Raw genomic sequence first — 27,000 nt, 5'->3', positions numbered from 1 at the left:
GACTCTGGGTATCAGCACCATGAAAACAAAAGCCTCCCTGAAAAGGGAGGCTTTTTTGCATTTGTCTCTCGGTAAAAAGTCACCATATCCTCTGCTGATCGCCATTTCACAGGGTTTCATACTTCTCCGTCACTCTCCATTTTTGTGGTTCGTTTGACCACAAAACCCATTAATTTCCCGATATTCATCGTGGTTTGATTGACGTAAAACGTTTTACATGTAAAATCCGGCGCGTTTTGCCTATTACGTGGAGAGAGAGCATGGCGCAGGATAACGAATACTGTTTGGGGGCGGTTCCCGCCAAAGGGCGCAAAGGTGTGCTGTCGCTGATGCTGGTGATGCTTGGCCTGACCTTCTTCTCTGCCAGCATGTGGACCGGCGGGGCGCTCGGTACCGGGCTGGTGTTCGATGACTTCATCAAGGCAGTACTGATCGGCAACTTGTTGCTGGGGATCTACACCGCTTGTCTCGGTTATATTGGTGCTTCAACCGGTCTCTCTACCCATCTGCTGGCTCGTTACTCCTTTGGGGTGAAAGGTTCCTGGCTGCCTTCGCTGCTGCTCGGCGGTACTCAGATCGGCTGGTTCGGCGTCGGCGTGGCGATGTTTGCGCTGCCGGTGCAGAAGGCGACCGGCATCGATGTGAACTGGCTGATCGCCATTTCGGGCATTCTGATGACGGTGACCGTCTACTTCGGCATCTCCGCCCTGATGGTGCTGAGCTTTGTGGCCGTACCAGCTATCGCCCTGCTCGGTGGCTACTCGGTCTGGCTGGCGGTGACCTCGACCGGTGGCATGGCGGCGCTGCAGCAGGTGCAACCGACCAATCCCATCGAGTTCACCACGGCGCTGACCATGGTGGTCGGTTCCTTTATCAGTGCAGGAACCCTGACCGCCGACTTTGTTCGATTTGGTCGCAAACCCTGGGGCGCCGTCATGATTACCATGGTGGCATTTTTTTTGGGCAACACACTGATGTTCGTCTTCGGCGCAGCCGGCGCGGCGGTGACCGGTCAGGCCGATATCTCGGAAGTGATGCTGATGCAGGGGCTGCTGATCCCCGCCATTCTGGTACTGGGCCTCAATATCTGGACCACCAACGACAACGCCCTCTATGCCTCCGGCCTTGGTTTTGCCAACATTACCGGCCTCAAAAGCAAGCCCCTCAGTGTAATCAACGGCCTGATCGGCACGGCTTGCGCCCTCTGGCTCTACAACAACTTTGTCGGCTGGCTGGCCTTTTTGAGTACGGCAATTCCGCCGATTGGTGGCATTATCATCATGGATTTCCTGCTCAATCGTGAGCGTTACCGCCAGTTTGCCGATCAGCAGTTCGAGACGGTGCGCTGGCAGGCGCTGGTCGCCACGGCAGTCGGGGTAGCTGTCGGCAAGTGGCTGCCTGGCATAGTGCCACTCAACGCGGTATTGGGCGCCGCCTTCACTTATTTCATTCTGGTTCGCCTCACCCCGCGGCCGGTTCTGGTACAGGAAGCTAGCAAATGCTGATTCAACATATTCGTTTTGCCGATCGGGAAGGGTTGTGGCAGATCCGCTGTCAGGATGGGGTCATCACCGCCATCGAACCCCATGACGAGCATGCCGTCGCCGGTCGGGTGCTGGACGGGGAGGGCGGTCTGGCCATCGCGCCCTTTATCGAGCCCCACATTCACCTCGATACCACCCAGACGGCCGGTGAGCCGAGCTGGAACCTCTCTGGGACTCTGTTCGAGGGGATCGAGCGCTGGGCCGAGCGCAAGGCACTGCTGACCCATGAAGATGTGAAACAGCGCGCCATCCAGACACTGAAGTGGCAGATCGCCAACGGCATCCAGTTTGTGCGTACTCACGTTGATGTCTCCGATCCCAATCTGGTCGCGCTCAAGGCTATGCTGGAAGTGCGGGAGGAGATGAAAGAGTGGGTCGAGCTGCAAATCGTTGCCTTCCCGCAAGAGGGAATCCTCTCCTACCCCAACGGCAAGGCGTTGCTGGAGGAGGCGCTCAAGCTGGGTGCTGACGTGATCGGTGCGATCCCCCATTTCGAGTTTACTCGGGAATATGGGGTCGAAAGTCTGCACTACATCTTCGATCTTGCCGAGAAGTATCAGGTTCTGGTCGATGTGCACTGCGACGAGATCGATGACGAGCAGTCCCGTTTTATCGAGACGCTGGCAACCTTGGCCTACGAGCGCGGTATTGGCCATAGAGTCACCGCCAGCCATACCACCGCCATGCACTCCTATAACGGGGCTTATGCTTCGCGCCTGTTCCGGTTGCTCAAGATGGCGGACCTCAACTTCGTGGCCAATCCGCTGGTGAACATTCACCTGCAGGGGCGCTTCGACACCTATCCCAAGCGCCGCGGTATCACCCGGGTGAAGGAGATGCTGGAGGCGAACATCAACGTCTGCTTCGGTCACGACGACGTGTTCGATCCCTGGTATCCCATGGGTACCGCCAACATGCTGCAGGTGCTGCACATGGGGCTGCATGTCTGCCAGATCATGGGTTACGAGCAGATCAACGACGGTCTGAAGCTGATCAGCAGCCACAGCGCCCGCACCCTGAATGTGCAGGATCGCTATGGCATCGAGGTGGGCAAGCCGGCCAACCTGCTGATCCTGCCCGCCGACAACGGCTTCGATGCGGTGCGTCGTCAGGTGCCGGTGCGCTATTCAATCCGTCACGGCAAGGTGATTGCCCAGACCCGTCCGGCCCAGACCGAAATCGTGCTGGGTCAGCCCGAGCCCATCGATTTCCGGCGCTGAGTTTTCAATCAGGCTGGATGACGATTAGTTCCGCCTCTGGGCACAAGGGCCGCCATTGCGACATAATGGCGGCCTGACCCTGAGGGAGTGACAACATGCAAACCTGGTTCTATGTTGCAGCAGGGGGGGCTATTGGTGCCTCCCTTCGTTTTGGGATTGCCGAATTGATGGCCTTGCTGCTGGGCCGCCACTTCCCTTACGGGACTCTGGTGGTCAACGTGGTGGGCTCTTTCATCATGGGGATAGCTTATGCCCTCATCAGCCACGGTCATATCGTGGAGCACCCGATGAAGCCCCTGTTGATGGTCGGGGTCCTCGGTGCCTTGACCACCTTCTCTTCCTTTGCCCTCGATACAGTAGTGCTGGCTCAACACGGCGCTTATCTGAAAGCACTGCTCAACATTGCGCTCAATCTCTTCCTCTGTCTGGCCATGGTGGTGCTGGGCATGCAGTTGGTTGCGAGCCGGGTTTAAGGTGTCCGCACGCCTTTGGCTCTGGTAAACTGGCGGCCATTCTTTGCTCTATGGGTGTTTAAGGGATGTCAGAACAAGCAACGACAACGCATTTTGGCTTTACAACCGTGGCCGCGACCGAGAAGGAAACTCTGGTAGCTGGTGTCTTCCATTCGGTGGCAGCCAAGTATGATCTGATGAACGATCTGATGTCGTTCGGCATCCACCGCCTGTGGAAGCGCTTCACCATCGACTGCTCCGGTGTGCGCAAGGGCCAGAAGGTGCTGGATCTGGCCGGTGGCACCGGTGATCTGACCGCCAAGTTCTCCCGCATCGTCGGCGAGACCGGTCAGGTGGTGCTGGCGGATATCAACGACTCCATGCTGAAAGTGGGTCGCGACAAGCTGCGCAATCTGGGGGTCGCCAACAACGTCTCCTACGTGCAGGCCAACGCCGAGGCGCTCCCCTTCCCAGATAACCACTTCGACGTCATCACCATCGGCTTCGGCCTGCGCAACGTCACCGACAAGGACAAGGCGCTCGCCTCCATGTTCCGGGTGCTCAAGCCGGGTGGCCGTCTGCTGGTGCTGGAGTTCTCCAAGCCGGTCAGCGAAGTGATCGCCAAGCTCTACGACCTCTACTCCTTCAAACTGCTGCCTAAAATGGGCGAACTGGTGGCTAACGACGGTGAAAGCTACAAGTATCTGGCGGAATCCATCCGCATGCACCCGGATCAGCAGACCCTGGCGGGCATGATGGAAAATGTCGGGTTCGAGCAGGTCGAGTTCTACAACCTGACTCAGGGTGTGGTCGCCCTGCACCGCGGTTACAAGTTTTAAGGTTGCCTATGCCAATCCCGATACAACTGGATGCCATGGTCACCGCGGTGATCGAAACCAGCCTCAACCAGTTGCTGGCGCTGGACAAACAGAGCCCGGAGCGGCTGCGCAAACTGGTGGGCAAGGTGCTCAAGCTGGAGCTGCGTGAACTCAAGCCGCTCTGGTTTGTCTTCTCCGAGCGTCGGCTGGATGTGCTGGCCCAGCATGAAGGGGAGGCCGATGCGGTGCTCAGCCTGTCGCTGACCGCCCTCGGTCTGCTGAAAGATCCGTCCGCCCTGACCCGCTATATCCGCGAGGAGAAGCTGGATCTGAGCGGCGATCCCCAGCTGGTACAGGCATTCAGTGTGCTGTTGGGCGAGCTGGATATTGACTGGGAGGAGGAGTTGTCGCGCTATACCGGCGATGTGCTGGCCCATACCCTGTTCAGCGGTGCCCGTCAGGCGCGCCGTCTGGTCGGCCGCGAGCTGTGCCGCACCCGCAGCCAGCTGGCGGAATATCTGACCGAAGAGGCCCGCCTCGCACCCGGCCCGCTGGAAGTGGCAAGTTTTAACGATGACGTCGAGGTGCTGGCCCAGCAGCTCAAGGCCGTCGAACTGCGGCTGGCTCGCTTCGAACAGCAGGTGACCTGATGACCCCGAAGGAGTTCAAACGCCTCTATCGCATCATCACCATCCTGCTGGAGCAGGGCATCGACGAACTGGTGCCCGCCCGCTATCAACCCTGGCCGGGTCGTCTGGCCCGTCGTTCCCTGTTCTGGCTCAAGAACAAGCAACCGGAACTCAGCCGTGGTGCCCGCATCCGGCTCGCCTTCGAGGCCCTTGGCCCCATCTTCATCAAGTTTGGCCAGATGCTCTCGACCCGCCGCGACCTGTTGCCGCCGGATATCGCCGAAGAGCTGGCCCTGCTGCAGGACAGGGTGCCCCCCTTCTGTGGTCAGGCGGCGCGCCAGCAGATCGAGCTGAGCCTGGGTTGCCCCATCGAGACCCTGTTTGACGACTTCGACGAGACGCCACTGGCGTCGGCCTCCATCGCCCAGGTGCACACCGCTCGCCTGAAGGAGAGTGGCCGTGAGATCGTCATCAAGGTGATCCGCCCCGACATCGAGCCGGTCATCGAGGCCGACCTGCGGCTGATGCAGGCGCTGGCCCGTCTGGTGGCCCGTTTCGCGCCCCAGAGCGCGCGGCTGCGCCCCATCGAGGTGGTAGAGGAGTATCGCAAGACCATCCTCGACGAGCTCAACCTGATGCGCGAAGCGGCCAACGCTATCCAGCTGCGCCGCAACTTCACCGGCTCCGAGGCGCTCTATGTGCCTGAAATCATCACCGATCTCTGCCGCGAGCAGGTGCTGGTGATGGAGCGCATCTATGGCATTCCGGTCTCCGATATTGAGGCGCTGGAAGCCAACGGCACCAACATGAAGCTGCTGGCCGAGCGCGGGGTGGAGGTCTTCTTCACCCAGGTGTTCCGCGACAGCTTCTTTCACGCCGACATGCACCCCGGTAACATTTTCGTCTCCTACGAGCACCCGGAAAACCCGCTCTGGATCGGTATCGACTGCGGCATCGTCGGCACCCTCAATCGGGAGGACAAACGCTATCTGGCAGAGAACTTCCTCGCTTTCTTCAACCGCGACTATCGCCGGGTGGCAGAGCTGCATGTGGAGTCTGGCTGGGTACCGGCAGACACCAAGGTGGACGAGTTCGAGTTCGCCATCCGCACCGTGCTGGAGCCCATCTTCGAGAAGCCACTGTCCGAAATTTCGTTCGGCCACGTGCTGCTCAACCTGTTCAACACAGCCCGCCGCTTCCATATGACGGTGCAGCCGCAGCTGGTGCTGTTGCAGAAGACATTGCTCTATGTGGAAGGGTTGGGGCGTCAGCTCTACCCGCAGCTCGATTTGTGGCAGACCGCCAAGCCCTATCTGGAAAACTGGATGCACGAGCAGGTCGGGCCGAAAGCGGTGTGGAACGCCATCAAGGAGAAGGCGCCATTCTGGGCGGAGAAGCTGCCGGAGCTACCGGAGCTGGTCTATGAGACCCTGCGCCAGACCCGTCATCAGCAGCGTCATTTCGACCAGATGTTTGCCGAGTTCCGCCGTCACAGCCGTCGGCAAGGGCAGGCCCGCTACCTCTTAGGGGTTGGAGCCAGCCTGCTATTGGCGGGTGTATTCTTGCTGACCCAAAAACAACATATTGAGTGGGGACAAATCAGTCTCGCCGGTGCAGCCCTCTGCTGGCTGGTTGGCTGGTTGCGAACCCGTTCCAATTAAACAAAACCGCGCCATCAGGCGCCTGCTCTGGAGAGAAAGTCATGGGTGGTATCAGTATTTGGCAATTGTTGATCATCGCAGTCATCGTCGTGCTGCTGTTTGGTACCAAGAAACTGCGCGGGATTGGCGGTGATCTGGGGGCCGCGGTCAAAGGGTTCAAGAAAGCACTCTCCGACGATCCGGCCGATGCCAAGGCCGAGCAGAAAGATGCCGAGTTTCCCCCGAAACAGCTGAACGAAGCGGCTAGTCAGAGTGGCGATGCTGCCAAGCAGAAAGACAAAGATCAGGCCTAAGCCATGTTTGATATCGGTTTTTGGGAGCTGGTCGTCATCGGTGTGGTGGCGTTGGTGGTACTGGGGCCCGAGCGGCTGCCAGTTGCCATCCGCACGGCTACCCACTGGATCCGCCTCATTCGTTCGACTGCGAATTCGGTCAAGTCCGAGCTGGAACAGGAGCTCAAGTTGCAAGAGCTGCACAACGATCTGAAGAAGGCGGAACAGCTGCAGATGAGCAACTTGAGTCCCGAGCTGCAGGAGTCTATCGAACAGCTCAAGGCGGCGGCCCAGTCGGTCAATCGCCCCTATCAGGTGGAGAACGAGATCCGTCCGCCGCGCGCCGAACCGGTCGCCCAGGTTGAACCTGCCATGCCGGTGGAGCCTGCGGTGCAGTTGAGCCGCGACGTGCCACCGGTCAACAGCCAGCGGGAGAGCGAACTTGTGCCCGTCGGCGAGTCAGCAGTGAAAGGGGAGGTGAAGCCATGAGTCAGGCCGAACAACCCCTGATCAGCCATCTGGTTGAGCTGAGAACCCGCTTGCTGCGATCCATCTCCGCCATCCTGATCGTGTTTATCGCACTGATCTACTTCTCCAACAACATCTACGACTTCGTGGCCCAGCCGCTGCTCAGCCAGCTGCCGGAAGGGACCAGCATGATCGCGACGGATGTGGCGACCCCCTTCCTGACGCCGATCAAGCTGACTCTGGTGGTCTCCTTCTTCGTGGCGATCCCCTATCTGCTCTATCAGGCCTGGGCCTTTATAGCTCCCGGCCTGTACCAGCATGAGCGGCGTTTGATTATGCCGTTGGTGGTCTCGACCGCCCTGCTGTTCTATGCAGGGATGGCGTTTGCCTACTACGTGGTGTTTCCACTGGTGTTCGGTTTCTTCACCAGTACCGCCCCGGTCGGAGTGACGGTGGCGACCGACATCGCCAGCTATCTGGACTTCGTACTGACCTTGTTCTTCGCGTTCGGGGTGGCGTTCGAAATTCCGGTGGCCACCATACTGCTGTGCTGGACCGGCGTGACCACGCCGCAAAACCTGAAGGAGAAGCGCCCCTACGTCATCGTCGGGGTGTTTGTGGTCGGCATGCTGCTGACGCCGCCTGATGTCTTCTCCCAGACCCTGCTCGCCATCCCGATGTGGGCGCTGTGGGAGGTCGGTCTGTTCTTCGCCCGCTTCTATGTGAAGAAAGAGGATGAAGAGCAACAGGAACAACCGGATGTGGAGAGCTGAGGCTCTGTTCGTCACCTGTTTGCCGGACGGCGAGAGGATGACGAAGTCCGCAGGAATAGTAGAACGAGGGGAGCTGAGGCTCCCTTCCTCTTTTCATGCTCCCGTTCGAGGCGTATGGTGTTGGCCCATCGAGTAGATGGTTTTCAAATACCTGATATGTATTCCTTTTGTTCGGAACGTCTTATCCCATGATCGATATCGGTTTAAATCTGACCAGCAGCCAGTTCACCGGTGAGCAGCCTGAACTGGTGGCCCGTGCCCGCGCAGCCGGGGTAGAGGCCCTGATCCTCACCGGTACCGATCTGGCTGGCAGCCGCGACAGCGCCGAGTTGGCCGCCCGCTGGCCGGGCTACTGCTTCTCCACCGCCGGGGTGCATCCCCACGATGCCAAGAGTGTCGATGAGGCGACCCTGCCCGCCTTGCGTGAGCTGGCGGCGCTGCCGCAGGTGGTGGCCATCGGCGAGTGTGGCCTCGACTACAACCGTGATTTCTCCCCCCGTCCGGTGCAGGATGCGGTGTTCGACGCCCAGCTGGCGCTGGCGGCCGAGCTCGGGATGCCGGTGTTTCTGCATTGTCGTGATGCGCACGCCCGTTTCATCGAGATCCTCCGTCCCTGGTTGCCCAGACTGCCGGGAGCCGTGCTGCACTGCTTCACTGGCTCCGATGAAGAGCTGGACGAGTGTCTGGCGCTGGGGCTGCATATCGGGGTGACCGGCTGGCTTTGCGACGAGCGACGCGGTCAGCTGCTGCGCGAACAGGTTGCCCGCATTCCGGCTGGTCGGCTGATGATCGAGACCGACGCCCCCTATCTGGTGCCGCGGGATCTGAAACCCAGACCAAAACGCAACGAACCCGCTTTTTTGCCGCATATCGCCAAGGTGGTGGCGGCCTGTCGTGGTGAAGCGCCCGAGGCCTTGCTGGCCCACACCCGGGCCACCTCCGCCGCGTTCTTCCAACTTCCTCTCCAGGAGTGATTCATGGCTACAACTCTTCCGGGCGCCTTTCCGGGCCGCCGCCTACGCCGAGTGCGCAAACATGATTTCAGCCGTCGTCTGGTGCGCGAAAACGTACTGACCGTCAACGATCTCATCTATCCGGTGTTCGTGCTGGAAGGGGAGAACCGTCGGGAAGCCGTTCCCTCCATGCCGGGGGTGGAGCGTCTCTCCATCGATCTGCTGCTGGAAGAGGCTGCCGAACTGGTAGAGCTGGGCGTACCCGCCATCGCCCTGTTCCCGGTGACGCCGCTGGAGAGCAAGAGCCTGATGGCGGAAGAGGCCTACAACCCGGACGGGCTGGCCCAGCGCACCGTGCGTGCCCTCAAGGCCCGCTTCCCGGAGCTGGGGGTGATCACCGATGTGGCGCTCGATCCGTTCACCACCCACGGTCAGGATGGCATCATCGATGACGAAGGCTATGTGCTGAACGACATCACTACCGAGATCCTGATCAAGCAGGCGCTCTCCCATGCCGAGGCCGGGGTCGACATAGTGGCGCCGTCCGACATGATGGATGGCCGCATCGGCGCCATCCGCGCTGCGCTGGAAGAGAACGGCTTCATCAATACCCAGATCATGGCCTACTCCGCCAAGTACGCCTCCTGCTACTACGGCCCGTTCCGCGATGCGGTCGGTTCTGCCGGCAACCTCGGCAAGAGCAACAAGGCCACCTACCAGATGGATCCGGCCAACAGCAACGAAGCCTTGCACGAAGTGGCGCTGGATATTCAGGAAGGGGCCGACAGCGTGATGGTCAAGCCGGGCATGCCCTATCTGGACGTGATCCGTCAGGTGAAGGATCAGTTCGGCGTGCCGACCTTCGCCTATCAGGTGAGTGGCGAGTACGCCATGCACATGGCGGCGATCCAGAACGGCTGGCTGAAAGAGAAGGAGTGCATCATGGAGTCTCTGCTCTGCTTCAAGCGGGCCGGGGCTGACGGCATCCTCACCTACTTCGCCAAGCGCGTGGCGCAGTGGCTGAAGGAAGATGCCCGTTAAGCAGACGTGACGGATAAAGACGGATAAAAAAGAGGGGAGCCGATGGCTCCCCTCTTTCGTTATGAATGTAGCCCGGACATCACTCCGGGCGGTGCCAATCGCGGTTGATGCGAGTGGCTGAGGGAGCCAGCGGCTCCCTCTTGATTATGCCTATGACCGGCTGATTACAGCTTGGTCCAGGCGTCGCTCCAGGCAGAGCCGGTACCCGGTGCATAGTGGCTGGTAGAGCCACCACACCAGCCGCTGTACGGCCAGGGTTTGCACTCGAAGTTGCCACCGGCGTTGCTGACCCGATCACCGGCCTGATAGCTGGTGTTGGGGGCATAGGCCGGGTAGTCGCCATCGTTGCCGCCGTTGTCGCTCTCTTCAGCCAGGGTGACCGGGAAGCGCTGTACTACCGGCTTCTGGCCGTCAGCCAGACCGCTGATGACCACTTCATAGCTGCCGTCAGTGACGTTGCTGCCTTGCAGTACCAGGGCGCTGGTGCCATTCACCTTGCTGCTGGTGGTGCCGTGGCTACGGCCGTTCTGCTCCAGGGTCGCAGTGATCTGCACCGGGTTGGCGGTGGTCACGTTGAAACGGATGCTGACCTGACCGTTGACTATGGTGTACTCGCTGGCCATGGCGCCGACGGTGAAGTCGCTGCTGTCGATCACCGGCGGCTTGTTGCCACCGTCACAGTCGCTGTCACCCTGCGCTTTCCAGACACCCCAGTCACCTGTGGTACCCGGCTCTTCGTTCTGGGTCCACCAGCCAGCCAGCCAGTTCTTGCCGTTGTGGCTAACGATGTCGCCGCCCACGTAGACCTTCTTGGCATCCCAGCTGTTTTCACAGATAGCGCCCTGCTCCTTGACGGTCACGTTGCGCTGCTGGGTCACCAGCTGACCGGCACTGTCGGTCACCTGATAGGTGAGGGTGTAGCGACCGACCTTGTTGCTGTCGACACTGCCGCTGACCTTGATCTGGGCAGTCAGGTCACCATCTTCTTCATCATTCGCACTGACACCGGTCATCGGATCGAAGGGGGTACCCAGCTCCAGAGTGGTGTCGGTGACGCCGCTGAATACCGGCTTCATGCTATAGACTTCGACGCTACGCAGCTGTTCGGTGACGTTGTTGTCACGATCGCTCACTTTGTAGGTGAGGGGATAGAGACCGATGCGCTGGTTGTCTACCGAACCTTCCACCAGGATCTGGCCAGTCAGGTCGCCATCTTCCTTGTCGTTGGCAGTGACACCGGCCATGGGATCAAAGGCGGTGCCCTGCTTGATGCGGGTATCGCTCACGCCACTGAACACCGGCTTGCCGTTGTCGATCGGCGGAGTGATCTCCTGCTCGTGGATGAAGGGGCCGTAGCTCTTGATGAAGGATTCGTTGTAGGCCTGGCCGGCGGCGTTACGACCCATGTCCCAGTTGATGGACCAAGTCATCAAGCCGCGCAGGGGCTGGCCCTGGTTCTTCAGCTTGTTGAAGGCATCGAACAGATCTTGCGGATTGGTGACGTAGCCGGTGGCGGCGGCGTCGATGTTGGTCGGGATACCGAATACCAGCTTGTCGTGGGGGATCTTGTAGTAGCCACGGGTGCCGTTGATCAGCGAGTCCGCCATGTAGTAGATGAACTCTTCTTTCAGGGCATCGTTGTTCTGGGCAATCCAGCCGAAGCCGTCGATCCAGATACCGTCGCCACCCTGGTTGTAGAACTGGGGGTTGATCCAGTCATAGTAACCTTCCAGCGCCCGCAGATAGGGGGTGTAGAGGCCGTTGGCGGTCAGGTAGGGGAACTCGGGCGCCATGGTGATGAGGAAGTTTTTCCCCTGGGCACGATAGTGATCTTTGACGATGCGCAGGGCGGCCGGGATCACGGTCTGGTTGTTGGCAGCGGTGACTGCGGTTTGCTCCAGATCGATGTCCAGACCGTCAAAACCATAGGTCTCCACCAGACGAATGATTTCATCGGCGAAGGCTTGCTCCTGACCAGTACGCAGCTCGATGTGGGCATCGGCGCCACCCAGTGCCAGCAGTACGGCGCGGCCCTGACGGTTCAGCTCAGCGATCTGTTCGATGAACTGGCTTTCATTCATACCGGTGCCGGTATCCAGCTTGAAGGTCGGGATCGGGTTGCCGCCATAAACCTTCATGAAGGAGACATCGACCACGTTGTATTGCGGGTTGACCTGATCCAGCTTGACGCAGGGGGCGACGCCACCCTTGTAGCCAGCGCCGCCGCACCAGTTGTGCCAGTAGCCGACTACCACGCCAGATTGCGGGTTGACCATGTTCTGGCCTGCGCTGGCGGCATGCAGCATGGGGCTGGTGGCGCCGATCAGGCAGCCCAGCAGGGAGAGTTTGAACTTGTTCATTGTTGCTCCGTACGTTGCAAAAGGAGGCCCATCAGGGGATGGGCTTCGGGGGCAGCTCCGCTGTCATAGGAAAATCCCTTAGACCGGTGGCTTTGCGTGGTGGCCTTTCGAGCCACTTTGCCTTTTTCACCCGACCTCTGTGTGGCACAGACAATCAAGTGGCCCCCTAAATTAGCCGCATATGGTAGGAGGGGGAAGATAAATTAATCAACGCGCTCTCCTGTATGTCACATTTTGGAAAAAGTTAATAATTCAAAGTGTTCCAGAGGGTCTTTGTTTAAATAACAGGATGTTCGAAGAGGAGGAAAGCCTGATGGCCACAGGGTTGGTGAGGAATTTACCCTGAGGATCGCCACGGGGGGCATGCCTAGCAGTAGCACGGGAATGATGGGGAACAAGGGCTGCGACCTGTGTCATTAGCTGACGCGAGGTGGCCCCGGCTGGCTGGCGGCACTCCGGTTGTGAGACGGATGGCAAAAAGGGGGCTGGAGTGTGATTCCAGCTTGATTATTGCATGGGTTGCCCACATGTTAGAAAACCATACAGAGCTGATAAAGCGGTCTGTTCAAGACCTAACAAGAGGTAACCGGGATGAATAACCCTTTGCTGACAATGGATGCACTGCCCCCTTTCAGCCAGATCCAGCCAGAGCAGGTGCAACCTGCCGTGGTACAGGCGATCGCTGACTGCAAGCAGAAGATCAGCGATGTGCTGGCCCAGAATGAAACCCACACCTGGGATAGCCTGATTGCCCCGCTGGAAGAGGTCAATGACCGTCTGGCTCGGATCTGGTCACCGGTCAGCCACCTTAATTCCGTCCTTAACAGCGAAGCGCTACGAGTGGCACATGATGCCTGCCTGCCGCTGCTCTCTGAGTTCCAGACTTATGTCGGCCAGCATGAAGGGCTCTATCAAGCCTATCTTGGCCTCTCCCAAAGCGATGACTTCCCGCTGCTGAGCGGTGCCCAGCGCAAGGAAATCCTCAACACCCTGCGCGACTTCCGCCTCTCCGGTATCGGTCTGCCTGCCGAGGCGCAGCAGCGTTACGGCGAAATTCAGGCCCGCCTCTCCGAGCTGGCCTCCCGCTTCAGCAACAATGTGCTGGATGCCACCCAGGGCTGGCACAAGCCGGTGACCGAGGAAGTCGAACTGGCCGGTCTGCCCGATAGCGTGCGGGCCGCTGCCCGCCAGATGGCCGAGCTCAAGGGCAAGGAGGGGTGGCTGTTCACCCTGGATATCCCTTCCTATTTGCCGGTGATGATGTACTCGGACAACCGCGAACTGCGTGCGGAGATGTATCAGGCCTTCACCACTCGTGCCTCGGATCAGGGCCCCAATGCGGGCAAGTGGGATAACTCCGCCATCATGAGCGAGCTGCTCACCCTGCGCCGCGAACTGGCCCAGTTGCTTGGTTTTGCCAACTATGCCGAGCTGTCGCTGGCGACCAAGATGGCGGACAAGACCGAACAGGTGGTGAGCTTCCTCACCGATCTGGCGGCCAAATCCCTGCCGCAAGGCAAAGCCGAGCTGGAGGAGATCCGCGCCTTCGCCACCGAACAACATGGTCAGGGCGAGCTGGCCGCCTGGGATCTCGCTTATTACGCCGAGAAGCTCAAGCAGCACAAATTCTCCATCTCCGACGAGCAATTGCGCCCCTACTTCCCCGCCAGCAAGGTGGTGAAGGGGCTGTTTGAAGTGGTTAAGCGGGTGTTTGGCATGAAGGTGCGCGAGCGCCTTGGTATCGACACCTGGCACCCAGACGTGCGCTTCTACGACATCTTCGATGCCGAAGACGAGCTGCGTGGCAGCTTCTACCTCGATCTCTACGCCCGCGAACACAAGCAGGGCGGCGCCTGGATGGATGTGTGCCTGGGTCGTCGTTACCGTCAGGATGGCTCGCTGCAAAAGCCGGTGGCCTACCTGACCTGCAACTTCAACGGCCCGGTGGATGGCAAGCCAGCGCTGTTTACCCACAACGAAGTGGTCACCCTGTTCCACGAGTTCGGTCACGGTATTCATCATATGCTGACCCGCATCGACGTGGCCGGTGTCGCCGGTATCAATGGCGTGGCCTGGGATGCGGTGGAGCTGCCGAGCCAGTTCCTCGAGAACTGGTGCTGGGAGTCCGAGGCGCTGGCCTTTATCTCTGGCCATCATGAGACCGGCGAGCCGCTGCCTGCCGATCTGCTGGAGAAGATGCTGACGGCCCGCAACTTCCAGGCGGCGATGCAGATGCTGCGCCAGCTGGAGTTTTCTCTGTTCGACTTCCGGTTGCATCAGACATTTGACCCGGCCAACCCGGATCAGATCCCGAGCCTGCTGGCCGAAGTGCGCAGTCAGGTGGCCGTGATGACGCCACCAGAGTTCAACCGCTTCCAGCACAGCTTCTCCCACATTTTTGCAGGTGGCTATGCGGCGGGTTACTACAGCTACAAGTGGGCTGAAGTGCTCTCTGCTGACGCCTTCTCCCGCTTCGAGGAGGAGGGGATTTTCAATCCGGTCACCGGCCAATCCTTCCTGAAGCACATTCTGGAGAAGGGCGGCTCGAAAGAGCCAATGGAGCTGTTCCGTGCCTTCCGTGGCCGCGAGCCCAAGGTGGATGCCCTGCTGCGCCACAGCGGGATCGCTGCGTGATATCTCCCCTCCAGCGGCGGGGTGAGCTTCAAGCAGGTACATATTTGTGACCTTGCAGGGTCAACTTGTGACGGGTGCGACAAAAAGGGACCTTATGGTCCCTTTTTTCAAGGCTTTTTAATATCTTGCTGATTGCATATTTGCACTGCCTGCGGCTCTTCAGTAGAGTCGTGTTCTAATCAGTCAAGGTGAGAAAGCCACTTGCCATGAGGCGAGCTCTCGATTCCGTCTATCAAATCATCTCCAGTCTGGCTCATTCGAGCGGGCGGGGATATTTCGATACTTTTGTGAGTGAAATCGCCGCTGCTGTGATGGCTGATGTCGTCCTGATCTCCAGCGGGGCGCTCAATGACACCTACTTGACGGTGCAGGCGGCCTACCCCTCCTCCCTTGACCCGGATATCCTGACGCTGCCACTGACTGACTCTCCTGATGCCATTACCTGGCAGGAGGGGGAAGCCTGGTTCAGCGATCGTCTGCTACAGCTCTTCCCCGAGATGCCACTTGCCCGGCAGTGGCAAGCCCGGGCGTATGTCGGGATTGCCCTCAAGAATGCTGACGGCGAGACCATAGGTGTCTGCAGTTTGCTCTATCGCCAGCCCCAGGCTGATATGGGTCGGGTGATGGGCTTGCTCAGGTTGCTGGGGCCACTGGCGGGTCGCGAGCTGGCGTTGCTGTTGCAGCGACAGCTGCCGCAGCCTGTGCCTGATGCACCCCATGTTTTGCAGAGCATGCTTTTTGAGGTTCCGGTGGGGATCGGCAAGCTCGATCTCACTGGCCGGATCCTCTGGGCCAATCCGGCCATTGAAAAGATGTTGGGTTATTCCCTCGACGAGCTGCTGCAGCGATCCATCTCTGACATCAATCACCCCGAGGATTGGCAACGCAGTCTCGAGTGCTACCAGCAAATTCACCGCGGTGAGTGCAGTCGTTTTACGCTGGAGAAGCGCTACCTGCGCAAAGGGGGGGAAATCCTGTGGGGGCGGGTCACGGTTACCCTCATCAATGACGAGCAACAACAGCCGGACTACCTGATGGTGCTGCTGGAGAATATCGATCCCCTCAAGCGTCATGCCGAACAGCTTAAACTTTCGCACCGGGTCTATGACAACCTCTCTGAGGCCATTCTGGTGTGTGATGCCGATAGCCGCATCATCTCGGTCAACCCGGCATTCGAGCAGATCACCGGTTACAGTGGTGACGAGGCCCGTGGCCAGCGTCCCAGCCTCCTCAAATCCGGGCTACACGATCAGACCTTCTATGCCGACATGTACCATGCGCTGGAGCGGGTGGGGGTGTGGCGCGGCGAGGTGTGGAACAAACGCAAGAACGGCAAACTCTATCCCCAGCAGCTGATGATAAGTACCCTGCGTGAAGCGGGGAAAATACAGCAATATATCGCCATTTTCAGCGATCTTTCCCAAACCAAGCAGGCTGAGCAGAAGATCGCCGCCCAGGCAAACTATGACACTCTCACCAGCCTGCCCAACCGCTGGTTGTTTAGCCGCTGCTTGACCCGTTTTTGCGAGCGGGGCGAACGCTTTTCCCTGATGGTGCTCGATCTTAATAACTTCAAGGCGGTCAACAACAGCATGGATCACCAGGCCGGTGATGCCCTGTTGCGGGAAGTATCGGATCGACTGGTGAGCCGGGTGCGTACCGAAGATATGGTGGCCCGTATCGGCGGCGACGAGTTTGCTTTTCTGGTGCCCGGTATCGTCACCCGCCGTCAGGCAGAGGTGTTTGCCAAGCAGGTGATCGGCAGCTTTGCTCGCCCCTTCATGCTGGCCAACCAGCAGCTCTATGTCACCGCGACCATCGGCATGACCCTTTGTCCGGTAGATGGCAGCGAGAGCGACGAGCTGCTGCGCAACGCCGAGCAGGCGCTGTTTGCGGCCAAGCGGCAGGGACGGTTGCTCGGCACCTACTGTGCGACCATGCGGGAAGAGGTGCGTCAGCGCCACCAGATGCAGCAGGATCTGGCCGAAGCGATCAAGCTGGAGCAGTTGACCATGGCTTACCAGCCCATCTGGGATAACCGCAGTGGACGGGTCGCCAAGCTGGAAGCGCTGGTGCGCTGGTATCACCCCCAATGGGGACAGGTCTCCCCCGCCGAGTTCATTCCGCTGGCGGAAGAGGCGGGCCTGATTCAGGGGCTGGGGGCGCTGGTGTTGTGGCAGTCGTGCCGGGATCTGGCGCGCTTGCAGCAATCCGGTTTCCCGCAGATGCAGATGTCGATCAACCGCTCGACTCTGGAGTTCCAGACCATAGATCCGGAGGCGAGTGAGTGGCTCAAGGTGATTGAGCACTACGGGCTTGATCCTGCCGACATCGTCATCGAAATTACCGAATCCTTGCTGATGGAGAGTAGCGATCAGCACAGGGTGCGGATCGATGCGTTGCGTGCAGCGGGATGCCTGCTGGCTATCGATGATTTCGGCACCGGCTACTCGGCGCTCAACTACTTGCGTACCTTCCCGGTGGATCTGGTCAAGATCGACCGCTCTTTCGTGCGCCATATCCCCTTCAACGAGCAGGATAGACTGCTGCTGGATGGCATCATCAACATAGTGCACAACCTCGGCATGGAGGTGGTGATCGAAGGGGTGGAAACCCGTGAGCAGCTCAACTTCCTCTGTCAGAAGGGGTGTGCCTTCACTCAGGGCTACCTGCTCAGCCGCCCGCTGGCCTATGACGACCTGACCGATTACCTCGCCCTCAACCGTCAGGGGATGAACCTCACTGTCGTGAGCTGATCCACCGCTTCTGTTATCATGGCCGCTTCTGTACGTGCCATGAGTCTGCCTCCTATGCCCCATATTCAGGTTTTCAGTGAAGTACCCGCCCGTGATGGCGAGCTCGACGCCCTGCGTTTACGCCTTGCCGACGTGGAGTTTGTGGCCCCGTTTGCGCTGGTACTGACTGAAGAGAGACTGGAGCTGCGCAAGCTGGATGAACCCAAGCTGGGTGCCGTCTATGTGGATTTTGTGGAAGGGGCGGTGGCTCACCGGCGCAAGTTTGGCGGCGGCCGTGGCCAGTCTATCGCCAAGGCGGTGGGGCTCAAGGCTGGAGCCACTCCGACCGTGGTGGATGCCACCGCGGGACTGGGGCGTGATGCCTTCGTGCTCGCTTCCCTCGGTTGCAAGGTGACCCTGATCGAGCGTAGCCCTGTGGTGGCAGCCCTGTTACAGGATGGGTTGGCGCGGGCGGCGCAGGATCCCGAGATTGGCCCCTGGGTCAGCGAGCGGATGCAACTGCTGCAAGGCCCGGCGGTGGATAACCTGCTGGCGTTGACCGAGCGGCCTGATGTCATCTATCTCGATCCCATGTTCCCCCACAAGCAGAAGTCGGCGCTGGTGAAAAAAGAGATGCGGGTGTTCCAGTCGCTGGTGGGGCCGGATCTCGATGCGGATGCCCTGCTGCCGGCGGCGCTCAAGATGGCGAACAAGCGGGTGGTGGTAAAGCGCCCGGCCTATGCTGGCTGGCTCAATGAACACAAACCCAGCATGGCCATCGAGACCAAGGGTAACCGCTTCGATGTCTATGTGATGGCGGCGCTGGCGACGGGTTAACTGTCGCTTTGAATGCTGGATGAAAAAAAGAGGGCCAACCTGGGTTGGCCCTCTTTTTTTAATTGATTCAGTTGGTTGAAGCGAAGCGGATCAGCTTATCTTCCCCTTGCCAGTTCAGGCGCAGGGTCGCCAGCTCTGCCAGACTGAGCCGTTCTCCACTGTGTAGCAGCAGATATTCGACCCCTTCACAGGCCTCTATGGTGCGGATCTTGTCATCCCGCTGACGACCATCGCGACTGGTGAGCGTCACCGGCAGTTGCCAGCTGGCGGCAATTTCGAGCCAGTCGTAGAGATCGCAGCTGATGGGTTGATAATCCGGCATGATCGACTCCAAAGCAGGCAGGTTGCTGAGTCAGGCTTCCCGCAGGCGGGTTGGCCAGCCCATCTTTTGCTGGCGTTCCACTTCCAGACGCAGCTCGCTGGCGCGCAGGTAGTGTTCATCCATCCAGCCCTTGGGCAGGGTCAGGGTCAGTGACTCTTCTTCGGCCTGCAGGGTGAAGCTGGGCACCGTGCCCTGGGTGCGGCGCATGCAGAGGATCAGCGATATGCGCAGGATGCGGGCCAGCCGGATCGCCTGACGAGCGGTGACTGCGCCCTGTTTTTCCAGGGTTTCCAGCTTGAATTCGTCCCGCTGGTTGAACAGCAGGGCCGACAACAGCTTCTTTTGTGCAGGGGTAAAACCCGGCATATCGATGTTGTCGATGATGTAGGCAGCGTGTTGCGGTGCTTTCTTGTACTCGATACAGAGACCCAGTTCGTGCAGCAAAGCGGCATAACGAAGGATGGGGCGACCATAACGTTTGGATAGACGCCAGCTTGGTTGCAGCTGGGTGAATGCTTCGACGGCGGTATCGCGCACCCGCTCGGCGTGCTCTTTATCCAGCTGATAGCGGCTGATCAGGCTGTCGGCGGTGCGATCCCTAGCATCACAGTCGTGATTGTTGCCCAGCAGACCGTAGATCAAGCCTTCACGCAGAGCACCACCCGCCAGGGTCATGCTCTCGATATTCAGGGTTTCAAAGATGGCGATCAGGATGGCGAGGCCGGAGGGGAACACAGTCAGCCGTTCGGCCGCCAGCCCTTCCAGCTGCAACCGATCCAGCTTGCCACAGGCGATGGCCTGACCCATCAGCTCCTGCAATTTCGGCAGGGTAACCCGCTCGCTCTTTCCTTGTGCCAGCATGATCTCTTGCAGCGCCTGCACCGTGCCAGAGGCGCCGACGCAGGTGCGCCAGCCGAGGGTGCGGTAATCTTCCGCCACCTTCTCCAGCACCGCTTTGGCGGCGGCAATCGCCTGCTCGAAACGCGTGGCACTCAGCTCGCCATCACCGAAGTGGTTGTTGAGCCAGGTGACACAGCCCATGTGCAGGCTGTTGAGCAGTTTCGCTTCACTATGCTCGCCAATCACCAGTTCGGTACTGGCTCCGCCAATGTCGATCACCAGCCGATTGCCCTCTCCGGCAGAGGTCCAGGAGACCCCTTCGTAGATGGTTTTGGCCTCTTCCTCACCCGAGATAATCTCGATGTTGTGGTTGAGTAACCGTTCCGCTTCGCTGAGGAACTCGTCGACGTTGGTGGCAAGGCGCAGGGTTGCGGTGCCTACCACCCGGATGTTGTCGGCCGGAATATCCTGCAACTGCTCGGAGAACAGTCGCAGACAGTCCCAGCCCCGCTCCATGGCGGCACGGCTGAGGTGAAATTCCGGATCGAGCCCGGCAGCGAGGCGAACCTTGCGCTTGACCTTGGTGACGGTGCGCAGGGCACCGGCGACCTCGCGCACCACCAGCATATGAAAGCTGTTGGAGCCGAGGTCGATGGCGGCATAGAGCGGCGAGTTGTGCAACTGGGCCTGTCCTTTAGCTCTTGCGCGGCGGACGACGACGGTTGTTGCTGTTGTTGCTGCCACCCTGACGGTCACGCATGTTGCGGTTGACCGGCTGGCGGTTGCGAACAACACGTTTCGGCGCAGTCACATCATCCAGCAGTGCTTCACGATCATATTTGCTGACCGGGATAGCGTGGTGGATGTACTCCTCGATGGCTGGCAGGTTGAAGGCATAGTCTTCACAGGCCAGGCTGATGGAGTGGCCGCTCTTGCCGGCACGACCGGTACGACCGATACGGTGCACATAGTCTTCGGCGTCGTCGGGCAGGTCATAGTTGAAGACGTGGGTCACGTCAGGGATGTGCAGACCACGGGCAGCCACGTCGGTAGCGACCAGGATGTCCAGCGTCCCTTTGGTGAAGTCTTCCAGGATCTTCATCCGCTTCTTCTGCGGCACGTCGCCAGTCAACAGACCTGCGCGGTGGCCGTCATTCTCCAGCCACGCCTGCACGTCTTCACAGATATGCTTGGTGTTGGCGAACACGATGGCTTTTTCTGGCCACTCCTCTTCCATCAGAGAGAGCAATAGCAGCATCTTGTCTTCATTGGAGGGGTAGAACAGCTCTTCCTGAATGCGTACGCCGGTCATCTGCTCCGGCTCTACCTGCACGTGTTCCGGGTGGTTCATGTGCTCGTAGGCCAGCTCCTGCACGCGCAGGGAGAGGGTCGCGGAGAACAGCATGCTCAGGCGCTCGGTCGGGGCAGGCATGCGACGAAACAGGAAGCGGATGTCCTTGATGAAGCCCAGATCGAACATGCGATCGGCCTCATCCAGTACCACGACCTGAATATTGCTCAGATCGATCACCTTGGACTTGAAGTAGTCGATGATGCGACCTGTGGTGCCGATCAGGATGTCGACACCCTGCTCCAGCACAGCCAACTGCTTGTCGTAACCTTCGCCACCGTAGGCGAGGCCGAGTTTCAGGCCGGTAGAGGCAGCGATGCTGTCGGCATCGTTGTAAATCTGTACTGCCAGTTCCCGGGTGGGCGCCATGATGATGGCTCTGGGTTGATTAACCAGACGGGGAGTGGTCAGTGGGTGAGTCAGCAAATAGTTGAAGGTGGCGGCCAGGAAGGCGATGGTCTTGCCGGTTCCTGTCTGAGCCTGACCAGCGAGGTCATGACCTTCTACCAGCAGTGGCAGAGACAGTGCCTGGATGGGGGTGCAATAGTGAAATCCCTTTGATTCCAGACCAGCCAGAACTTCGGGTTCGAGGCCCATTTGGGCGAATTTTTCGGTCGTTAAGTGTGTTTTGCTCATGGCGGTAGGTTATCAGGTTAGGCTTGCATTAATAAACAGGATCATTTCAAATAGGGCAACTATTGCCTTTGTTGACGTATCAATAAAGCCTTATTTACTGACTGGAGTTGGAGATGAGTGACAAGATTGTTCAGCTGAGCGATGCCAGCTTCGAGGCAGATGTAATCAAAGCCGATGGCGCCGTCCTGGTCGACTTCTGGGCCGAATGGTGTGGTCCGTGCAAGATGATTGCCCCGATCCTGGAAGAAGTTGCCCAAGAGTACGAAGGTCGCGTGACCGTGGCCAAACTGAACATCGACCATAACTCTGATACTCCGCCCAAGTACGGCATTCGTGGTATCCCGACCCTCTTGCTGTTCAAGAATGGCGAAGTGGCAGCGACCAAGGTCGGTGCACTGTCCAAGACTCAGTTGAAAGAGTTTCTGGACGGCAACCTGTAATAACCTAAGGGGAGCGCATTGCAATAATGCGCTCCTTCTGTTTTATCACCTAGACGCTCATCCCGATTAGTGCTAATTTATCGCTCGTTTGCTAACCTTTTTGTCAGACCCGCTTTTGCAAAAGTCGGCTGGCAAGTCAAATCTGAACAGCACCAATCCAGCAGACTGTCTCCTCCCATTTCAATCCTTGCTTACAGACTTTCACCACTATGAATCTGACTGAATTAAAGAACACTCCTGTGTCCGAGCTGGTCAAGCTTGGCGAATCCATGGGGTTGGAAAATCTGGCTCGGGCGCACAAGAAAGATATTATTTTCGCGATCCTCAAGGCGCACGCCAAGGGTGGTGAGGATATCTTTGGCGACGGTGTGCTGGAAATCCTGACCGATGGTTTTGGCTTCCTGCGTAGTGCAGATGGCTCCTATCTGGCTGGCCCGGACGATATCTACGTCTCCCCGAGCCAAATTCGCCGCTTCAACCTGCGTACTGGCGATACCGTTTCCGGCAAAATCCGACCACCGAAAGAGGGCGAACGTTATTTCGCACTGCTCAAGGTCAACGAGGTCAACTATGACCGTCCGGAAAACGTCCGCAACAAGATCCTGTTTGAAAACCTGACTCCGCTGCATGCCAACGAACGTCTGCGCATGGAACGGGGTAACGGTTCTACCGAAGACATCACTGCCCGTGTACTGGATTTGGCATCCCCCATCGGTAAAGGCCAGCGTGGTCTGATCGTGGCACCGCCCAAGGCCGGTAAGACCATGCTGCTGCAGAACATCGCCCAGAGCATCGCCTACAACCACCCGGACTGTGAACTGATCGTCCTGCTGATCGACGAGCGTCCGGAAGAAGTGACCGAGATGCAGCGCATGGTGAAAGGTGAAGTGATCGCTTCTACCTTTGACGAGCCTGCTTCCCGCCACGTTCAGGTTGCCGATATGGTGATCGAAAAGGCCAAGCGTCTGGTCGAGCACAAGAAGGACGTGGTGATCCTGCTGGACTCCATCACCCGTCTGGCGCGCGCCTACAACACCGTCATCCCGTCATCGGGCAAAGTACTGACCGGTGGTGTGGATGCCAACGCCCTGCACCGTCCCAAGCGCTTCTTCGGCGCCGCGCGTAATGTGGAAGAGGGCGGTAGCCTGACCATCATCGCGACCGCGCTGGTGGATACCGGATCCAAAATGGACGAGGTTATCTACGAAGAGTTCAAGGGTACCGGTAACATGGAACTGCACCTCTCGCGCAAGATTGCCGAGAAGCGCATCTACCCGGCCATCGACATCACCCGTTCTGGCACCCGTAAGGAAGAGCTGCTGACAGCGCCTGACGAGCTGCAGAAGATGTGGATCCTGCGCAAGATCATTCACCCCATGGGCGAGATCGATAGCATCGAGTTCCTGATCGACAAGTTGGCAGGCACCAAGACCAACGACGAGTTCTTTGACGCCATGCGGCGCCAGCAGAAGTAAGTCCGGTCACAAAATGACGAAACCGCGGCCCTGGTCGCGGTTTTTGTTTATCTGTTTTCCGGTCGCCCTAGTAGTATGAAATCCCGATGTCACAAGGATAGAGACGTCATGAAACCCATTTTTTGGTTCTGGCTTGGGTTGCTGTTCGCAATGCCGCTCCATGCCCAAGTGGCATCAGCCTCATTGCCGGTGACCGTTGAGACTCTGCAAACGCACCAGCGCTATCTGGCGAGCCGTCTGCAACAGGGGCAATTTGCTGCCATCGACACCCTGCTGGCAACCCTGAGCCGTGAGCAGCGGGAGTTCCTACTGTTGCAACTGCTGCGAGATATTCCTGTTACCGCCCCTGTGTCCCCCGAGTTGCAACAGTGGGTCGAGGCTCAGGCCGATAAGGCCCCCGAGTGGCTACTGGAGCAGCAGGTAGACGGTTTTCTGGTGCAGCAACCTGCCTACGATTTTTCCGCCCGCGCCCGCCAGTTGCTTGGTCAATGGCAACTCCAGCGGCTGGTGGTGAGCTATCACCAGCAGCTTGCCCAGGGGAGCTTTGCGCTAAAATCCATTTACTACAGCCGTAACCCCGACCTTGCCATGCAGCAGCAAGCCCTGTTGCTGGCCCTTGCCCAAGTGCCGCCGTCGATCTGGGGTCGGGAGGCCCGCCAGCTGGCGGGCCAGAATATCTATCTGCCCGACAACCAGTTGTTGCGCTATCTGCTGGAACGTACCGGCGAGCTAGCACTCTATGCCCGATTGTGGCGCCAGCCGGCGGATCAGGATGCGTTGATGGCGCTGTCCACCATCAGTCACTTCCATCAAGGCGCGGCGGCCAGTGATCTATTGATTGCGGCCAGTGTTAACCCGGATTTGAAAGAGCCCGCCCTGCGCCAGTTGAGCGCGCTATCTCCCTTGCCGCAGCAGGCCCAAAGCTATCTGCTGGCGGAACTCTCCAACCGCCAATACGGTGCGCTGGTGGCGGGTTTATTGATGGAAGTGGACGAGCCGCTGTTGCTCTCTGCACTGGTCAGGCGTCTGGGACAGCGTGACCCCCCTCCCATCGCCCCGAGTCTGTTACCCGATACGGGTACAACCGATGTGCGGCCAGGGTTATAATGCACAACCTCCTGAACCCGGTTGGGAACTTGCATGAAATACAAGGATTTGCGTGATTTCATCGCGCAGCTGGAACAAAACGGACAACTCAAGCGCATCACTCGCGAGATAGATCCCTATCTGGAGATGACCGAGATCAGCGATCGCACCCTGCGTGCAGGTGGCCCGGCTCTGCTGTTCGAAAATCCCAAAGGCTACACCATGCCGGTGCTGACCAACCTGTTCGGTACCCCGGATCGGGTGGCCATGGGCATGGGCCAGCCGAATGTGGGTGCCCTGCGTCAGGTCGGGGTTTGGCTCTCTTATCTCAAGGAGCCTGAGCCGCCCCGTGGTCTCAAGGAGCTGATGGAGAAGCTGCCGATCTTCAAGCAGGTTCTCAACATGCCGACCAAGCGGCTCTCTTCTGCCCCCTGCCAGCAGGTGGTGCAGGAGGGGGATGCGGTCGATCTCGACCAGATCCCGATCCAGCATTGCTGGCCTGGCGATGTGGCGCCGCTGGTTACCTGGGGCCTTACCATTACCCGTGGCCCCTACAAGAAGCGACAGAACCTCGGTATCTACCGCCAGCAGAAGATCGGCAAGAACAAGCTGATCATGCGTTGGCTCGATCACCGCGGCGGCGCCATCGATTTTCGCGAATGGCAAGAGGCCCATCCGGGTGAGCGATTCCCGGTGGTGGTGGCGCTCGGTGCCGATCCGGCAACCATTCTCGGCGCTGTGACGCCGGTGCCGGATACCCTCTCCGAGTATGCCTTTGCCGGTCTGCTGCGCGGTAGCCGTACCGAAGTGGTGAAAGCGATAAGCTGTGATCTGGAGGTGCCCTCCAGCGCCGAGATCGTGCTGGAAGGCTATCTGGAACCGGGTGAAATGGCGCCGGAAGGGCCTTATGGCGACCACACCGGCTACTACAACGAGGTGGACGAGTTCCCGGTCTTTACCATTACCCATATGACCAAGCGGCGGGATGCCATCTACCACAGCACCTACACCGGTCGTCCGCCCGATGAGCCCGCAGTGCTGGGGCTGGCGCTGAACGAGGTGTTCGTACCGCTGCTGCAAAAACAGTTCCCCGAGATTGTGGACTTCTATCTGCCACCGGAAGGGTGCTCCTACCGGATGGCGGTGGTGACCATCAAGAAGCGCTACCCGGGCCATGCCAAGCGCGTCATGCTGGGGGTCTGGTCCTTCCTGCGCCAGTTCATGTATACCAAGTTCGTGATTGTCTGCGATGACGACATCAATGCCCGCGACTGGAACGATGTGATTTGGGCCATCACCACCCGAATGGACCCGGCACGGGACACCACCCTGATCGAAAACACCCCGATCGACTACCTGGATTTCGCCTCACCGGTCTCCGGGCTCGGCTCCAAAATGGGGCTGGATGCCACCAATAAGTGGCCGGGTGAGACCAGTCGTGAGTGGGGTCAGCCCATCGTGCAGGACGAGGCGGTGAAGCAGAAGATCGATACCATTTGGGATGAGCTAAATATCCTCAGCTGAGCCAAAGATGGCCACTTTGCGGCATTTGCTGCAAAAAGTGATGCGATCCGCACTGATTTGAGTATTCTCGACTGACGGGACCAGGGCTGCTGGTCGTCATTCCATAGTGAAACAATGAGCGAAGCGGGCCGAGCGAGCCCGCCACAAGGACAAGAATGCAACGTATCAAATGCCGCGTAGAGGAACTGCGCGAATATGTCGACACCATCTGGCATGTGGCCCTGACGCCGCAGCAAGAGATCAGCTTCAAGCCGGGCCAGTATCTGCTGGTGGTGATGAGCGATTCGGACAAGCGCCCCTTCTCCATCGCCAACTCGCCGACCCGCCCGGGTGTGCTGGAGCTGCAAATTGGTGCCACTCCCGAAAATGCCTACGCCGGTCAGGTGCTGGCCCGGATGCGCGAGCAGGGTGAGATCGAGGTCGAATTGCCGGCTGGCAAGGCGTTCCTGCGTGATGAGTCCCCCCGTCCGCTGATCCTGATGGCGGGTGGCACCGGCTTCTCTTACGCCCGCTCCATTCTGGAATATCTGATCGACACAGGCAGCAAGCGCCCGGTGTTCTTCTACTGGGGGGTGCGTCAGGCTCATTGGCTCTACGAGCTGGAGCAGATGCAGCAGTGGGAGCGTGACTACGCACCGCTCACCTTCATCCCGGTGGTGCAGGAGCCGGAGGCTGATTGGACTGGCAAGAGTGGGCTGGTGCACAAGGCGATCATGGATGACTTCGTCAGTCTGCACGACTACGACATCTATGTCGCCGGTCGTTTCGAGATGGCGGGTGCGGCGCGGGAGGAGTTCAAGATCCTCGGTGCCGAGCCGGAGCGCATCTTCGGTGATGCCTACGAATTTATCTGACCAACAGCAGGGTTGGCTGATGCAGCCCCCGGTGTGACCGGGGGCTGTTGTGTTTTCGGGGTTGTTATCGTGAGC

The 27,000-nt window shown here is 59.1% G+C and carries 23 protein-coding genes and 1 riboswitch; of the genes, 19 read left to right on the top strand and 4 right to left on the bottom strand.

Annotated elements, in window-relative coordinates:
- The first annotated feature begins 260 nt into the window (after window positions 1-260).
- The 11 genes from codB (at window position 261) to hemB (ending at window position 9,831) form a co-directional block, all read left to right on the top strand.
- Window positions 261-1,505 carry a cytosine permease gene (gene codB, locus BN1135_RS11325; RefSeq protein ID WP_042021142.1) on the top strand — a complete coding sequence of 415 codons (1,245 nt, stop codon included), beginning with the start codon at window positions 261-263 and terminating at the stop codon, window positions 1,503-1,505.
- The gene (locus BN1135_RS11320; protein ID WP_042021140.1) at window positions 1,499-2,764 is read left to right on the top strand and encodes a cytosine deaminase; all 1,266 of its coding nucleotides are present in this window, start codon (window positions 1,499-1,501) and stop codon (window positions 2,762-2,764) included. Before codB ends, BN1135_RS11320 begins: the two co-directional genes overlap by 7 nt.
- Window positions 2,765-2,859: 95 nt before the next feature.
- Complete coding sequence (gene crcB, locus BN1135_RS11315) at window positions 2,860-3,237, top strand: fluoride efflux transporter CrcB (protein ID WP_042021137.1); 378 nt, start codon at window positions 2,860-2,862, stop codon at window positions 3,235-3,237.
- Window positions 3,238-3,302: 65 nt separating this feature from the next.
- Complete coding sequence (ubiE, locus tag BN1135_RS11310; RefSeq protein WP_042021136.1) at window positions 3,303-4,055, top strand: bifunctional demethylmenaquinone methyltransferase/2-methoxy-6-polyprenyl-1,4-benzoquinol methylase UbiE; 753 nt, start codon at window positions 3,303-3,305, stop codon at window positions 4,053-4,055.
- Between the two features lie 20 nt (window positions 4,056-4,075).
- On the top strand, window positions 4,076-4,684 hold the full coding sequence (locus tag BN1135_RS11305; protein WP_042021150.1) for a ubiquinone biosynthesis accessory factor UbiJ: 609 nt from the start codon (window positions 4,076-4,078) through the stop codon (window positions 4,682-4,684).
- Complete coding sequence (ubiB, locus tag BN1135_RS11300) at window positions 4,684-6,324, top strand: ubiquinone biosynthesis regulatory protein kinase UbiB (protein WP_042021133.1); 1,641 nt, start codon at window positions 4,684-4,686, stop codon at window positions 6,322-6,324. Before BN1135_RS11305 ends, ubiB begins: the two co-directional genes overlap by 1 nt.
- Window positions 6,325-6,365: 41 nt before the next feature.
- A complete protein-coding gene (gene tatA, locus BN1135_RS11295) occupies window positions 6,366-6,617 on the top strand; it encodes a Sec-independent protein translocase subunit TatA (protein WP_042021132.1) in 252 nt (83 codons plus the stop codon).
- A gap of 3 nt (window positions 6,618-6,620) precedes the next feature.
- Window positions 6,621-7,085, top strand: coding sequence for a Sec-independent protein translocase protein TatB (tatB, locus tag BN1135_RS11290; RefSeq protein WP_042021130.1), 465 nt, complete (start codon window positions 6,621-6,623; stop codon window positions 7,083-7,085).
- Entirely contained in the window at window positions 7,082-7,837 is a 756-nt protein-coding gene (gene tatC, locus BN1135_RS11285) for a twin-arginine translocase subunit TatC (RefSeq protein WP_042021128.1), read from the top strand. Before tatB ends, tatC begins: the two co-directional genes overlap by 4 nt.
- A gap of 188 nt (window positions 7,838-8,025) precedes the next feature.
- The gene (locus BN1135_RS11280; RefSeq protein ID WP_042021126.1) at window positions 8,026-8,811 is read left to right on the top strand and encodes a TatD family hydrolase; all 786 of its coding nucleotides are present in this window, start codon (window positions 8,026-8,028) and stop codon (window positions 8,809-8,811) included.
- 3 nt (window positions 8,812-8,814) lie between these two features.
- Complete coding sequence (gene hemB / locus BN1135_RS11275) at window positions 8,815-9,831, top strand: porphobilinogen synthase (protein WP_042021124.1); 1,017 nt, start codon at window positions 8,815-8,817, stop codon at window positions 9,829-9,831.
- A 164-nt stretch (window positions 9,832-9,995) separates the two neighbouring features.
- Here hemB and BN1135_RS22625 read toward each other — a convergent pair whose 3' ends face one another.
- A complete protein-coding gene (locus tag BN1135_RS22625) occupies window positions 9,996-12,191 on the bottom strand; it encodes an immunoglobulin-like domain-containing protein (RefSeq protein ID WP_052443831.1) in 2,196 nt (731 codons plus the stop codon).
- Between the two features lie 47 nt (window positions 12,192-12,238).
- A riboswitch (cyclic di-GMP riboswitch) is annotated at window positions 12,239-12,323 on the bottom strand.
- Window positions 12,324-12,782: 459 nt separating this feature from the next.
- Between BN1135_RS22625 and prlC the strand changes: the two genes are divergently transcribed.
- From prlC to BN1135_RS11255, 3 genes are all read left to right on the top strand, one after another.
- A complete protein-coding gene (gene prlC / locus BN1135_RS11265) occupies window positions 12,783-14,825 on the top strand; it encodes an oligopeptidase A (RefSeq protein WP_042021122.1) in 2,043 nt (680 codons plus the stop codon).
- A gap of 206 nt (window positions 14,826-15,031) precedes the next feature.
- Window positions 15,032-17,581 carry a putative bifunctional diguanylate cyclase/phosphodiesterase gene (locus BN1135_RS11260; protein ID WP_042021119.1) on the top strand — a complete coding sequence of 850 codons (2,550 nt, stop codon included), beginning with the start codon at window positions 15,032-15,034 and terminating at the stop codon, window positions 17,579-17,581.
- Between the two features lie 54 nt (window positions 17,582-17,635).
- Window positions 17,636-18,397: a class I SAM-dependent methyltransferase gene (locus BN1135_RS11255; RefSeq protein ID WP_244830759.1), complete on the top strand. Its 762-nt coding sequence runs from the start codon at window positions 17,636-17,638 to the stop codon at window positions 18,395-18,397.
- Window positions 18,398-18,464: 67 nt separating this feature from the next.
- Here the strand turns inward: BN1135_RS11255 and BN1135_RS11250 are convergent, their stop codons facing one another.
- From BN1135_RS11250 to rhlB, 3 genes are read right to left on the bottom strand one after another with little or no spacing between them, the layout of a single operon-like run.
- Window positions 18,465-18,719: a Rho-binding antiterminator gene (locus BN1135_RS11250; RefSeq protein WP_042021118.1), complete on the bottom strand. Its 255-nt coding sequence runs from the start codon at window positions 18,717-18,719 to the stop codon at window positions 18,465-18,467.
- Between the two features lie 30 nt (window positions 18,720-18,749).
- Complete coding sequence (gppA, locus tag BN1135_RS11245; RefSeq protein ID WP_042021116.1) at window positions 18,750-20,240, bottom strand: guanosine-5'-triphosphate,3'-diphosphate diphosphatase; 1,491 nt, start codon at window positions 20,238-20,240, stop codon at window positions 18,750-18,752.
- A gap of 13 nt (window positions 20,241-20,253) precedes the next feature.
- Window positions 20,254-21,546 carry an ATP-dependent RNA helicase RhlB gene (gene rhlB, locus BN1135_RS11240; RefSeq protein ID WP_042021114.1) on the bottom strand — a complete coding sequence of 431 codons (1,293 nt, stop codon included), beginning with the start codon at window positions 21,544-21,546 and terminating at the stop codon, window positions 20,254-20,256.
- A 113-nt stretch (window positions 21,547-21,659) separates the two neighbouring features.
- On the opposite strand from rhlB, the gene trxA reads away from it, so the two are divergent.
- The 5 genes from trxA to fre all read left to right on the top strand — a co-directional run bounded on the left by trxA (window position 21,660) and on the right by fre (window position 26,925).
- Complete coding sequence (gene trxA / locus BN1135_RS11235; RefSeq protein WP_005339416.1) at window positions 21,660-21,986, top strand: thioredoxin TrxA; 327 nt, start codon at window positions 21,660-21,662, stop codon at window positions 21,984-21,986.
- 209 nt (window positions 21,987-22,195) lie between these two features.
- Entirely contained in the window at window positions 22,196-23,461 is a 1,266-nt protein-coding gene (gene rho / locus BN1135_RS11230) for a transcription termination factor Rho (RefSeq protein WP_042021112.1), read from the top strand.
- 108 nt (window positions 23,462-23,569) lie between these two features.
- Window positions 23,570-24,568 carry a hypothetical protein gene (locus tag BN1135_RS11225; protein WP_042021111.1) on the top strand — a complete coding sequence of 333 codons (999 nt, stop codon included), beginning with the start codon at window positions 23,570-23,572 and terminating at the stop codon, window positions 24,566-24,568.
- A 33-nt stretch (window positions 24,569-24,601) separates the two neighbouring features.
- Window positions 24,602-26,071, top strand: coding sequence for a 4-hydroxy-3-polyprenylbenzoate decarboxylase (gene ubiD, locus BN1135_RS11220; protein ID WP_042021108.1), 1,470 nt, complete (start codon window positions 24,602-24,604; stop codon window positions 26,069-26,071).
- A 155-nt stretch (window positions 26,072-26,226) separates the two neighbouring features.
- Window positions 26,227-26,925 (top strand): NAD(P)H-flavin reductase, encoded by a 699-nt coding sequence (gene fre / locus BN1135_RS11215; protein WP_033135871.1) that lies wholly within the window; start codon window positions 26,227-26,229, stop codon window positions 26,923-26,925.
- Window positions 26,926-27,000 lie beyond the last annotated feature (75 nt).

The organism is Aeromonas sobria (genome assembly GCF_000820145.1).
In the GTDB taxonomy this organism is placed as follows: Bacteria; Pseudomonadota; Gammaproteobacteria; order Enterobacterales; family Aeromonadaceae; genus Aeromonas; species Aeromonas sobria.
The sequence above is the reverse complement of the archived record's forward strand: the minus strand, read 5'-3'. Positions and strand labels throughout refer to the sequence as shown.

Bases quoted from the DNA above. Each gene is read 5' to 3' on its own strand.
- crcB (WP_042021137.1), top strand. From the start codon at position 2,860: ATGCAAACCTGGTTCTATGTTGCAGCAGGGGGGGCTATTGGTGCCTCC.
- ubiE (WP_042021136.1), top strand. From the start codon at position 3,303: ATGTCAGAACAAGCAACGACAACGCATTTTGGCTTTACAACCGTGGCC.
- BN1135_RS22625 (WP_052443831.1), bottom strand. From the start codon at position 12,191: ATGAACAAGTTCAAACTCTCCCTGCTGGGCTGCCTGATCGGCGCCACC.
- rho (WP_042021112.1), top strand. From the start codon at position 22,196: ATGAATCTGACTGAATTAAAGAACACTCCTGTGTCCGAGCTGGTCAAG.
- codB (WP_042021142.1), top strand. From the start codon at position 261: ATGGCGCAGGATAACGAATACTGTTTGGGGGCGGTTCCCGCCAAAGGG.
- tatC (WP_042021128.1), top strand. From the start codon at position 7,082: ATGAGTCAGGCCGAACAACCCCTGATCAGCCATCTGGTTGAGCTGAGA.
- tatB (WP_042021130.1), top strand. From the start codon at position 6,621: ATGTTTGATATCGGTTTTTGGGAGCTGGTCGTCATCGGTGTGGTGGCG.
- trxA (WP_005339416.1), top strand. From the start codon at position 21,660: ATGAGTGACAAGATTGTTCAGCTGAGCGATGCCAGCTTCGAGGCAGAT.
- BN1135_RS11260 (WP_042021119.1), top strand. From the start codon at position 15,032: ATGAGGCGAGCTCTCGATTCCGTCTATCAAATCATCTCCAGTCTGGCT.
- hemB (WP_042021124.1), top strand. From the start codon at position 8,815: ATGGCTACAACTCTTCCGGGCGCCTTTCCGGGCCGCCGCCTACGCCGA.
- BN1135_RS11250 (WP_042021118.1), bottom strand. From the start codon at position 18,719: ATGCCGGATTATCAACCCATCAGCTGCGATCTCTACGACTGGCTCGAA.
- ubiB (WP_042021133.1), top strand. From the start codon at position 4,684: ATGACCCCGAAGGAGTTCAAACGCCTCTATCGCATCATCACCATCCTG.
- BN1135_RS11280 (WP_042021126.1), top strand. From the start codon at position 8,026: ATGATCGATATCGGTTTAAATCTGACCAGCAGCCAGTTCACCGGTGAG.
- BN1135_RS11255 (WP_244830759.1), top strand. From the start codon at position 17,636: ATGCCCCATATTCAGGTTTTCAGTGAAGTACCCGCCCGTGATGGCGAG.
- BN1135_RS11225 (WP_042021111.1), top strand. From the start codon at position 23,570: ATGAAACCCATTTTTTGGTTCTGGCTTGGGTTGCTGTTCGCAATGCCG.
- ubiD (WP_042021108.1), top strand. From the start codon at position 24,602: ATGAAATACAAGGATTTGCGTGATTTCATCGCGCAGCTGGAACAAAAC.
- BN1135_RS11320 (WP_042021140.1), top strand. From the start codon at position 1,499: ATGCTGATTCAACATATTCGTTTTGCCGATCGGGAAGGGTTGTGGCAG.
- tatA (WP_042021132.1), top strand. From the start codon at position 6,366: ATGGGTGGTATCAGTATTTGGCAATTGTTGATCATCGCAGTCATCGTC.
- fre (WP_033135871.1), top strand. From the start codon at position 26,227: ATGCAACGTATCAAATGCCGCGTAGAGGAACTGCGCGAATATGTCGAC.
- prlC (WP_042021122.1), top strand. From the start codon at position 12,783: ATGAATAACCCTTTGCTGACAATGGATGCACTGCCCCCTTTCAGCCAG.
- rhlB (WP_042021114.1), bottom strand. From the start codon at position 21,546: ATGAGCAAAACACACTTAACGACCGAAAAATTCGCCCAAATGGGCCTC.